The organism is Arthrobacter sp. UYEF3 (assembly GCF_040546245.1).
Taxonomy (GTDB): domain Bacteria; phylum Actinomycetota; class Actinomycetes; order Actinomycetales; family Micrococcaceae; genus Arthrobacter.
In genome coordinates this window covers 20,978-31,616 of the sequence record NZ_JBEPNK010000034.1, presented here as the reverse complement: position 1 = coordinate 31,616, position 10,639 = coordinate 20,978, and the positions used below count along the sequence as shown (strand labels likewise).

Sequence of the window (10,639 nt, the reverse complement as noted above, 5' to 3'; positions counted from 1 at the left end):
CCCTCGGCTTCCGCAACCTCACCAACTACATCGCCAGATCCCTCCTGGAATCCGGAGGATTCAGACCGAAACTACACTCTCAATTCTGAAGAGCCTCTAATGTCTTCTGACATCGATCGTGGACAGCCGCCAAATAGCGATCATGTCTCCGGCCCGCCACGGCCGGCCCGCTGCTGCATGGATTACTGCAGCGATATGCCAGTAGGACAAGTCCCCGACGCCGGCGGCCTGGGCTACTCCCCGGGTACCGGTAAGTCGACGGCCGCACCCGTGGAGATTCCGCTCAGGGTCTCGATGTAATCCAGCGTCTTGGGAGCGACATGCCGCACGCCCGCAAGGGCCTCCCGAAGAACGGCTCTCCTAGCCTGGTCACCGAGCTGGTCTCGGAGTTCCAGTACCGTTTCGATGCCCTCGCGCTCGAACACACGCGTGATGTCCTCTATCTGGGCCAGACGGCCAGGCGAGGGCCAGCTGATAACTTCCGAGAGCTTGCCCGTATCGAGGTGCCGGCGGAATCCACTCGTCGTGGCGGCATCCGGCCACGCCGCAACCAGAGCGAGAACGCGCGGCTTGACGGTCTCGTGGTAGTTCTGCCGTCGCTGCAACGTGGCATCGACGATGATGGCCCCGATATGGTCCCAGCCACGGCTGACTTCGGTCGAGGCGTCTATGCCGTGGGGGTCCATTAGGGACGGAAGGTTGGCAGCATCATGATCGATAGTCATAAGTGAATACTTCCATGTGCCAACGGTGGGCGTGTGGCTGAGTCCGCAGAGGTCAGCGGTTAGCTCACAGGGGGACCGTGCGGTGCTGGGCTGAAGCCCTGGACGGGGTCTGCTGATGGAGGATCAATAGCGGAAATGTTTGAGGGGTCTCCGGCGGTCCACATTGCTCCCGGCGGCTCGAGCAGACGCTGCCGAAAAGGGCCGGCCGGATGAGTCATGAAACCGGCGATTACGGAGTGCGCATTTCGAATAGGATTATGGACAATGGCTCGAGCCGGCGTTGGGGGACGACAGCATGAATTACCAACAAAAGGACCCCTCATGGCCCGCAAAGTACACGTCCAGCTGATCGATGATCTTTCCGGCCAAGACGCCGACGAAACCATCCTGTTCTCAGTCGACGGCGCCGATTACGAAATTGATCTCACAGCAAATCACGCCGACGAAATGCGCGGGGTTCTGGAAAAGTACGTCGCCCACGCCCGGCGCCTCCGGGGCACGCCAAGCAACCGGGGCGCAAGGACCGCGTCCACGGGCTAGGACGAGACCCAAAGGATCCGGGACTGGGCCAAAGCCCACGGCTACAACCTCAGCGCCAGGGGACGAATCAGCCAGAACATCAAAAAAGCCTACGACGCAGCCCAGGCATAAAACGACGACCGGTCAGTCGCCGCTTACCGCACCGGTCCTCGAATCCCCGGGCGGGTCGTATGCGCTGTTATCGGCGTTGGACTGCCGGCCCCTTACCTCCGGGGCAGCCGCAAGGTGTCGGCCTTGCCATGGGTGCCCCAACGCTGGGGCGAGCTGGCCAAGGTAATACTTCTTCGGCCAGTGCCTGAGCCGTTGCGGAAGCAGCGGATGCACCCTGGCCAAAAGATTTATCGTGCGTTCGAAACACAGACGGTGCCACCGGTTCCACGCCAGCCGGAAGTCCTTCCGAAGCTGGCACGGCAGGAGCCCTGCCGTGATCAGGCGCGCCAGGGGCATGACCAGGCGCATCACGGCCGGTCCGGCTGAGGGATAAAGCAAGTCTCGTGCGACGCGCACCGCGACCTCGTCGGCTTCCAGTCCGGCCAGGGTGCGGTTCCAGTATTCGTGGAAGGCGGCCCTGTCAGCCGGCCACATCTTCTCCGGCAACTGCAGGGCAGTGCCGATCGTGGCGTACTCGCGGTAAACATCCTCGGCCGAGGCGTCCGTCCGTGGCCGGTTCCCCGTCGGCCCGTTTGGCGGCCGAGACATACAGGTTTTCTTCGTTGGCGTAGTGTCCGGCGTCCTCAACGACGGTCATGCCTTGGGCTTCCAGTTCTTCGATGAGCTTGGCGAGGGTTGCGGCGCTGTCGCGTCGGTCCCGCAGCAGTTGCGCGATGTGCAGGAGTTGATCGGGTTCGTCCGTGATGACGGATACCAGTTCCCCGGTCGCGTCCTGGTTCCTTCAATTATGTGGACAAGAGCAGGTCGTCAACGCCTTTGCTACAAAAGTTGTTCTGATGCCGCAGAAGCCATGGGCAGATGGAAAGTTGACGCGCGCCTGCTGAGGTGCCGATAGTCGGCAGCTTCCTGAACGCTGACCAATCATGCGTTGATGGCAGCGCTTCGTGACCGTACCACCCCAGAAAGGGCTCATGGACTGCAGAAGGCCACTGGTCCTGCGGGCATTCGGGATCACTGGGGGGCGAAAGACTCTGGCTACGGATCTTCGGTCGTGGTCGGGTTGAAACGAGATCCTATAGAGAATCGAGCATCCCATGACCGGATGGCTGGTCGAAGGCGCTGGCACAGTCGGTGTCGGAACTTATTTTGGCTGGGATGGCTTCACCATCCAGTCGGGAAACCTGATTGTGATCCTGGTGATGATCATCCTTTTCGTCCTGGCCCTGATCGTTCCCTTTCCCGGCGGGAAGCGGCGGAAATGACTGCCCGGGCCACGCCGGCGCACGGTTTACCGGGGGAAGGGGAGGCTCATACCTGGACCGGACGGGCCCGCCGGTGGATGCTTGGGAAGCTCCCGCCGGAGAAGCTGTTGCCGGAGGACCAGCCAAGCTATGTGATGTCGTGGGCCTATGTGTTCGGCATGGGGGCCATCGCGTCGCTGCTGTGGATTATCATTTCCGGGGTAGTCCTCGGGTTGAACGGGCCCCACTGGTATCACGTGTCCGCACTGGGCAGCTTCGTCAACAGCACCCATCTGTGGAGCGTGGAACTGTTCTTCATCTTCATGGTGGTGCACCTGTGGCTAAAGTTCTGGATGGCGGCCTGGCGCGGGGGCCGGGTCCTGACCTGGATCACCGGCGTGGTCTCCTTTGTCGTTTCCATCGTGGCGGCCTTCACCGGGTATCTGCTTCAGACGAACTTCGATTCCCAGTGGATCGCCTTCGAAGCCAAGGACGCGCTGAACGCCGTCGGCGTAGGCGCCTGGTTCAACGTAGCCAACCTCGGACAGATTTTCGTATGGCACATCACCCTGCTTCCTCTGGCCGTGGGCGCCGTCGTCGTCCTGCACGTCCTCCTGGTCCGGGTCCACGGTGTTGCGCCACCGCTGGAGGCAGCAGCGGGCGACGCCCAGTTGTTGCACAACAGCCCGGAGTCCACCAAGACTAAGGACGTCGCGCCGTGACGACGGAAAACAACAGCACGTCCTGGCGGAAGGCGGACAACGTGGCCGGCCGGCCCTGGACGGGCAGCGTCCGCGAGTACGACCTGGTCAAGGAACTGACCATAGGCGTTGTCGTGGTCGGCCTGCTGGTGCTCGGGGTATCGGCCATCTTCGGCTCGCCTGATGAACCCGGCGTCAGTCTCAAAGGGTGGGCGACCACCGCCCCCGCGGATTTCGCCGCCACCACCGTAAAGGAACTTGGCGGAACCAGCGATACCGCAGGGTACGGTCCGCCGTACAACTCGACGCCGGACGCCTCGCAGAAGATCGGTCCGGTCGACCTTCAAAGTCTCTCCGGCGTCCGGCTACCTGTCGATACTGCCGCCGACTTTGTGATTGCCCCGCTTGAGACGCTGCCGTCGCCCCCAGCCGCTGTTGCCGACTGGACGGCCGCGACGGATCAGCAACGCACCGACTGGACAGCCGCCTATTCCGCCGCCCTCGACGCCGCCCCGGACAACGACCCGGCCAAGGTCGCCGCCGGCGACTACGGCCCCGTGCCCGCGCTGACCGGCGCGTTGCTGGACATGGCACGGCAAGGCAATCTGGACGGCGTGCTGCAGGGTGGCGGAAACTTCTACAACATGGACTACACCCGCAGCCTCCTGTTTCTGGGAGACGGCAGCTATTTCCCGGAACTTGCGGCCAGCCAGCACCTCACCGGGGACCAATGGGGCGTGATGAACGAAACCGGCGACACGCCCGGGCAGTCCTGGCTCTGGCTCTTCTCACTCCTCTACCAGATAGAACCGTTCAAGTCCTCGCCGAACGCCGATGCCCTCGTCGTGGTCACAATGCTCGTGCTGACCGCGTTGCTGACCCTGCTGCCGTTCATCCCCGGCCTGAGATCGCTGCCGCGGAAGATACCGCTTCATCGCCTGATCTGGAGAGACTACTACCGGAAACGCTGATTATGTGGACACAGTCATTCCGTCAAGACTGAGACGACATTCTCTGGAATGCGTTTCCACAGAACTTGGCCCATGCGGCCCTTGTGTTAGGCGCAACACAGCGGATTCGCCCTGAGAGGAACCCGGTCCGTTCACAGCATCCGGACGTAAACTGACCTCCGAATCACCGTGAGCGCATCGTGCGTTAACACCGTGGAAAGCGCGTGAAGTGGAGACCGGATGCTCTGGAAACTGCTCTTCGAATATTTGAGGCCGCAGCGCCGGCTGCTGCTCGCCGTCGTCGTCTTCCAGCTGGCTGCCTCCATCGCCTCGCTGTACCTGCCCACCCTGAACGCGGACATCATCGACCAGGGCGTGGCGCGCGGGGACACGGACTACATCCTCCGCACCGGCGGCATGATGCTCATGATCACCCTGCTGCAGATCGCCTGCACCATCACCGCCGTGTACTTCGGCGCGAAGGCCGCGATGGCCCTGGGCCGGGACGTGCGCGGGGCGATCTTCAGCCGGGTGGCGGAGTTTTCCGAGCAGGAGGTGACCCGGTTCGGCGCGCCGAGCCTGATCACCCGCTCCACGAACGACGTCCAGCAGGTCCAGCAGCTGGTGCTGATGTCCGCCACGCTGATGGTCACCGCGCCGATGCTGAGCATCGGCGGGGTGATCATGGCGGTCCGGCTGGACGGGCAGCTGTCCTGGCTTATCGCGGTCAGCGTGCCGGTCCTGCTGGTGGCAGTCGGACTGATCGTCACCCGGATGGTGCCGCTGTTCCGGCTCATGCAGACCCGGATCGACTCGGTCAACCGGGTGCTCCGCGAACAACTCACCGGCATCCGGGTGGTCCGCGCCTTCGTCCGCGAGGAGGTGGAAACCGCACGCTTTTCCCGCGCCAACGAGGACGTCACGGACACCGCGCTGCGCGCCGGCCGGCTGATGGCGCTCGCGTTCCCCACCGTGATGCTGGTGCTCAACGTCTCGTCCGTGGCCGTGATCTGGTTCGGCGCGTTCCGGATCGAGGACGGCTCCATGCAGGTGGGCACCATGATCGCGTTCCTGAGCTACCTCATGCAGATCCTGATGTCCGTCATGATGGCCACCTTCATGGCCATCATGATCCCGCGCGCCGCGGTCTCGGCGGACCGGATCGGTGCGGTGCTGGGCACAGAATCGAGCGTCCGGCCGCCCGAGCATCCGGTCAGCCGGTCCGGCCGTGCCGCCCGAGGAGAGCTGGAACTGCGCGACGTCGGGTTCGCCTACCCGGGCGCCGAGGCGCCGGTGCTCTCGAACGTCAGCTTCGCCGCCCGCGCCGGGCAGACGACGGCGATTATCGGCGCCACCGGGTCGGGCAAGACCACGCTGGTAAACCTGATGCCGCGGCTCTTCGACGCGACCTCCGGCGCGGTACGGATCGACGGCGTGGATGTGCGCGAGCTGCACCCGGACCTGCTCTGGGGGCACATCGGCCTGGTCCCGCAGAAGCCCTACCTGTTTTCCGGCACGGTGCGCAGCAATCTGCTCTACGGCAAGCCGGACGCCACCGAGGAAGAGCTGTGGCAGGCGCTGGCCATCGCGCAGGCGGAGGATTTTGTCCGCGAGATGGACGGCGGCCTGGACGCGCCGATCTCGCAGGGTGGCACCAACGTTTCCGGCGGGCAGCGGCAGCGGATCGCGATTGCCCGGGCCCTGGTGAAACGGCCCGAGCTGTACATCTTTGACGACTCGTTTTCCTCGCTGGATACCGCCACGGACGCCCGGCTGCGGCAGGCGCTCCGGCAGCACACCGCCGGTGCGACGCTGGTGATCATCGCCCAGCGGGTCTCCAGCATCGCGGACGCGGACCAGATCCTGGTGCTCGACGGCGGCCGGATCGTCGCGGACGGCACGCACGAGGAACTGCTGGAGACCTCGAAGACGTACCAGGAGATTGTGAATTCCCAGCTCGCGGCGGAGGAGGCGGCATGAGCAGGACCGACAAGGCATCGGCCCCCGCGGCGGCCAGCGACCCGCCGCCCCGGATTCCGCGCCCGGCCGGCGGGCCCGGCCGCGGCGGCCCGTTCGCCGGGATGAACATCCCGGCGGAGAAGGCGATGAACTTCGGGCAGTCCGCGCGGCGGCTGCTGGGCGAACTCCACCCCGAGCGGTTCTGGCTGACGCTGGTACTGGGGCTCGCCGTCGTGAGCGTGACGTTCTCGGTGATCGGCCCGCGGCTGCTGGGCGAAGGCACCAACCTGATCTTCTCCGGCGTCGTGTCCAAGCAGCTGCCCGCCGGGGTGAGCAAGGCGCAGCTGATCGCGCAGCTCCGGGCGGCGGGAGAGAACCAAAAAGCGGACATGCTCAGTGCCATGGCGCTGACCCCCGGCACTGGGATCGACTTCACCGCGCTGTCCTCGGTGTTGCTGTGGGCGCTGGCGCTGTACGTGCTGGCCTCGGCGTTCAGCTGGATCCAGGCGTACATCCTCAACGGCGTGGTCCAGCGGACGGTGTACCGGCTCCGTGAGCGGATCGAGGCGAAGATCAACAAGCTGCCGCTGCGCTACTTCGACACCGTGCAGCGCGGCGAGCTGCTCAGCCGGGTCACCAACGACGTCGACAACATCTCCCAAAGCCTGCAGCAGTCCATCAGCCAGGCGGTCACGTCGGTGCTGACGGTGGTGGGCGTGCTGGTGATGATGCTCATCCTCTCGCCCACGCTGGCCATTATTGCCCTGGTGACCATTCCGCTGACCCTGGTGACGACGGCGGTGATCGCCAAGCGCTCGCAGAAGCTGTTCGTGGCGCAGTGGAAGCACACCGGCGAGCTGAACGGGCAGATCGAGGAGACCTACACCGGGCACGCCCTGGTAAAGGTGTTCGGCCGGCAGCGCGAGGTGGAGGAACGCTTCCGGCAGAAGAACGTGGAGCTGTACCAGGCCAGTTTCGGCGCGCAGTTCATTTCCGGGCTGATCATGCCGGCCATGACGTTCATCGGGAACCTGGTCTATGTGGGGATCGCCGTGGTGGGCGGCCTGCAGGTGGCCTCCGGTGCGATGCAGCTTGGTGATGTGCAGGCGTTCATCCAGTACTCGCGGCAGTTCACCCAGCCGCTGGCCCAGCTGGGCTCGATGGCGAACCTGCTGCAGTCCGGGGTGGCTTCGGCGGAGCGGGTGTTTGAGCTGCTGGACACCGAGGAACAGTCGGCTGATCCGGTGCCTGCTGTGGCGCCGTCGGGCGGCCGGGGGCGGCTGGTGTTCGAGGACGTGTCGTTTGCGTACTCGCCGGATAAGCCGTTGATCACATCCTTGAGCCTGGTGGCTGAGCCGGGGCAGACGGTGGCGATCGTGGGGCCTACCGGGGCGGGCAAGACCACGTTGGTGAACTTGATGATGCGGTTCTACGAGCTCGACGCCGGCCGGATCACGCTCGACGGCGTGGACGTCGCCGCGATGTCCCGGCACGAGCTGCGCTCGCGGATGGGCATGGTGCTGCAGGACACGTGGCTGTTCGGCGGGACCATCCGGGACAACATCGCCTACGGCCGGCCTTCTGCTTCCGATGGGGAGATCATGGAGGCGGCGAAGGCGACGTACGTGGACCGGTTTGTCCGGTCCCTGCCGCAGGGTTACGACACCGTGCTCGACGACGAGGGGTCCAACGTCTCGGCGGGGGAGAAGCAGCTGCTGACTATCGCCCGGGCGTTCCTGGCCCGGCCGTCGGTGCTGATCCTGGACGAGGCCACCAGCTCGGTGGACACCCGAACTGAGGTGCTGGTCCAGAAGGCGATGAGCGCACTGCGGTCGGACCGGACGTCGTTTGTCATTGCCCACCGTCTCTCCACCATCCGCGACGCCGACCTCATCCTGGTGATGGAGGCCGGGCAGATCGTGGAGCAGGGGAACCATGCGTCCTTGTTGGAGGCCGGCGGGGCCTATGCCGCGCTGTACGCGGCGCAGTTCGCGGCGCCTGTGGCGGAGGTTTAGGACTGGGCCGGCGGCCTGTGGGTGGGAAGCACGGGTAGACAGGGACTTATGGTTTGATCGCGTGCAGACAGACCCGGCCGCACGGGCACCACGACTTGACCACCGTGGCGGGCGCTGGCGGCCCTCACGATGGCCAGCTCGTCACCAAGCTGCCGGGTCCGCTTCGTGGCGGACTCCAGGTCCGGGCCTGCGCGCTGGGGGTTCCCGTCGCCAGGCCGGGATTCACCAGAGCCTGGTGCTTCCACCGGTACAGAGTGCCCAGGCAGATCCCGGATTCGGCATGAACGGCCAGGACCGCTTCCCCCTGGCGCATTCGGTCGCTGAGCCCTGGTCGAATGGATCCAGGATATCGAAAAGGTATTTCATGGCCCGCGGAGTCACTATGCACCTCTCATATATGGCTGGCCTACTAAGCGGGAACTGGAGCAACTGGACTCTTACACAGGATCCAACCAGCCCCGCCCTCGCGCTCCAGCCGTGCGCCGTGCGCGATACGCACGACGGCGGCGGGCGTCACGCCGGCAGCCACGTCACCAGCTTTGCGCCAGCGGCCTGCCCTCTTCGTAGCCTGCCGCGGACTGGATCCCTGCCACGGCGCGTTCACGGAACGCAGCCAGGTCAGCGGCGCCGGCATAGCTCATCGAGCTCCGCAGGCCTGCGGTAATCATGTCCAGTAAGTCCTCGACGCCTGGCCTCGCCGCATCCACGTACATCCGCGACGTGGAGATGCCCTCTTCGAACAGCGCCTTCCGGTCCTTTTCGAAGGCACCCTCCCGCTGGTTGCGGTTCTGCACCGCACGGGCCGAGGCCATGCCGAAGCTTTCCTTGTACTGGCGTCCACTGGCATCAACCTGTAGGTCGCCGGGACTTTCGTGTGTGCCGGCGAACCAGGAACCAATCATGACCTGGCTGGCTCCGGCGGCCAGGGCCAGGGCCACATCGCGCGGATACCGGACCCCGCCGTCGGCCCAGACCCGGCCTCCGGCGGCGCGCGCCGCGGCGGAGCATTCGAGGACGGCCGAGAATTGCGGACGGCCGACCGCCGTCATCATACGGGTGGTACACATCGCCCCGGGGCCGACGCCAACCTTCACGATGTCCGCACCGGCCCTGATCAGGTCGCGGGTGGCTTCCGCCGTGACCACGTTGCCGGCGACGACCGGCACGCCGGGGCTCAGTCGCTTTACGGCAGCCAGAGCATCGAACATCTTCTGCTGATGGCCGTGCGCCGTATCAAGGACCAGCACATTAACGCCGGCGGCCAGCAGTTCGCCCGCCCGGCCGGCAACGTCGCCGTTGATCCCTACCGCAGCAGCCACTTTGAGGTTCCCGTCGGTGTCCAGGGAGGGTCGGTATAGGGTGGAGCGCAGGGCCCCCTTCCGGGTAAGGACACCAATCAGGGCGCCGTCCTGCTGCACCGGGGCATAATCGGTCCCGGCGGCGTCCATCACCGCGAACGCGTCACGGAGCGCCTGTCCCGATCCGCCGTCGAGCGTCCCGGCGGCCAGCAAAAGCGGCTGGTGCCGGATCACGGAAGCCAGCGAAGCGAACCGGTCCTGTCCCTCACAATCGGCGGCGCGGATCACGCCGGTCACCGTGCCGGCGCCGTCCGCCACCACAACAGCACCGTGCGGCCGTTTACCCATCAGGTGCAGGGCGTCGATGACGGTATCGGAGGGCGCCAGCCGGACGGGAGTCTCCAGCACCGGGTGTCGGGTCTTGAGCCAGGCCGTGACGTCCCGGATGACCCCGATCGGCACATCCTGGGGCAGGACAGCCAGGCCTCCGCGGCGTGCCATCGTCTCGGCCATCCGCTTGCCCGTCACTGCCGTCATGTTGGCCGCCACCAGCGGAATGGTCGAGCCCGTACCGTCGTCCGCGGCCAGGTCCACATCCAGCCTCGAGATGACGTCCGAACGGGAGGGCACCAAAAAAATATCGGAATAGGTGAGGTCGGTGGTGGGCTCATTCAGGAAACGCACGGTGGCTCCTTCGTAGGCAGACTTGCTCTTGCCGGACATTCCGGGCGCCACCGGGGCGCCGCTCCTGCGAGTCTAGATGATCAATTTCCGTTGATTTCGGGGTGTTAGTTGGCGTAGGCGGTGAGTAAGCGTTTGCGCGTGGCGCCGGTGTGCCAGTCCTTGCGGCTCGGACGCATCAGCGTGGCGCCGAGCACCTCGTTGATGTTCCCTCGGCTGACCGCCATGCCGCCGGATGCGTGCAGCGCTTTGGCGGTGCAGGAGGCGAGCGGGTTTGGAGCCAGGGCCGGCTGCGGGGTGCCCGCGGGGTGTGGGAGGGCCATGTGGAGATCCTTGTCTGGTGGTTGCCGATGCTTCCAATTCCAGCTCAGTGAGGCCCTGTCTGCTGATCCAGGTGGGCCGGCGACGAGGCGCCGGT

General features: G+C 65.4%; 11 protein-coding genes. 7 read left to right on the top strand and 4 right to left on the bottom strand.

The window, feature by feature from the left end; all coding sequences use genetic code 11:
- Positions 1 to 233: 233 nt before the first annotated feature.
- On the bottom strand, positions 234 to 725 hold the full coding sequence (locus ABIB14_RS17255) for a hypothetical protein (RefSeq protein ID WP_354237136.1): 492 nt from the start codon (positions 723 to 725) through the stop codon (positions 234 to 236).
- 321 nt (positions 726 to 1,046) lie between these two features.
- On the opposite strand from ABIB14_RS17255, the gene ABIB14_RS18800 reads away from it, so the two are divergent.
- Together ABIB14_RS18800 and ABIB14_RS18795 are read left to right on the top strand one after the other, a co-directional pair.
- On the top strand, positions 1,047 to 1,265 hold the full coding sequence (locus ABIB14_RS18800) for a histone-like nucleoid-structuring protein Lsr2 (protein ID WP_502909692.1): 219 nt from the start codon (positions 1,047 to 1,049) through the stop codon (positions 1,263 to 1,265).
- 15 nt (positions 1,266 to 1,280) lie between these two features.
- The gene (locus ABIB14_RS18795) at positions 1,281 to 1,376 is read left to right on the top strand and encodes an Lsr2 family DNA-binding protein (RefSeq protein WP_502909693.1); all 96 of its coding nucleotides are present in this window, start codon (positions 1,281 to 1,283) and stop codon (positions 1,374 to 1,376) included.
- 12 nt (positions 1,377 to 1,388) lie between these two features.
- Here the strand turns inward: ABIB14_RS18795 and ABIB14_RS17245 are convergent, their stop codons facing one another.
- Entirely contained in the window at positions 1,389 to 1,964 is a 576-nt protein-coding gene (locus ABIB14_RS17245; RefSeq protein WP_354237135.1) for an oxygenase MpaB family protein, read from the bottom strand.
- A 506-nt stretch (positions 1,965 to 2,470) separates the two neighbouring features.
- On the opposite strand from ABIB14_RS17245, the gene ABIB14_RS17240 reads away from it, so the two are divergent.
- The 5 genes from ABIB14_RS17240 (at position 2,471) to ABIB14_RS17220 (ending at position 8,242) form a co-directional block, all read left to right on the top strand.
- Positions 2,471 to 2,638, top strand: a complete 168-nt coding sequence (locus tag ABIB14_RS17240) for a hypothetical protein (protein ID WP_354237134.1) — start codon at positions 2,471 to 2,473, stop codon at positions 2,636 to 2,638.
- 77 nt (positions 2,639 to 2,715) lie between these two features.
- On the top strand, positions 2,716 to 3,339 hold the full coding sequence (locus tag ABIB14_RS17235) for a cytochrome b N-terminal domain-containing protein (RefSeq protein ID WP_354237133.1): 624 nt from the start codon (positions 2,716 to 2,718) through the stop codon (positions 3,337 to 3,339).
- Positions 3,336 to 4,289: a hypothetical protein gene (locus ABIB14_RS17230; RefSeq protein ID WP_354237132.1), complete on the top strand. Its 954-nt coding sequence runs from the start codon at positions 3,336 to 3,338 to the stop codon at positions 4,287 to 4,289. Before ABIB14_RS17235 ends, ABIB14_RS17230 begins: the two co-directional genes overlap by 4 nt.
- 219 nt (positions 4,290 to 4,508) lie before the next feature.
- Complete coding sequence (locus ABIB14_RS17225) at positions 4,509 to 6,248, top strand: ABC transporter ATP-binding protein (RefSeq protein ID WP_354237131.1); 1,740 nt, start codon at positions 4,509 to 4,511, stop codon at positions 6,246 to 6,248.
- Positions 6,245 to 8,242, top strand: a complete 1,998-nt coding sequence (locus ABIB14_RS17220) for an ABC transporter ATP-binding protein (protein WP_354237130.1) — start codon at positions 6,245 to 6,247, stop codon at positions 8,240 to 8,242. Before ABIB14_RS17225 ends, ABIB14_RS17220 begins: the two co-directional genes overlap by 4 nt.
- A 530-nt stretch (positions 8,243 to 8,772) precedes the next feature.
- Here the strand turns inward: ABIB14_RS17220 and guaB1 are convergent.
- Positions 8,773 to 10,224 (bottom strand): GMP reductase, encoded by a 1,452-nt coding sequence (gene guaB1, locus ABIB14_RS17215; protein ID WP_354237129.1) that lies wholly within the window; start codon positions 10,222 to 10,224, stop codon positions 8,773 to 8,775.
- 104 nt (positions 10,225 to 10,328) lie between these two features.
- On the bottom strand, positions 10,329 to 10,544 hold the full coding sequence (locus tag ABIB14_RS17210; RefSeq protein WP_354237128.1) for a hypothetical protein: 216 nt from the start codon (positions 10,542 to 10,544) through the stop codon (positions 10,329 to 10,331).
- Positions 10,545 to 10,639 lie beyond the last annotated feature (95 nt).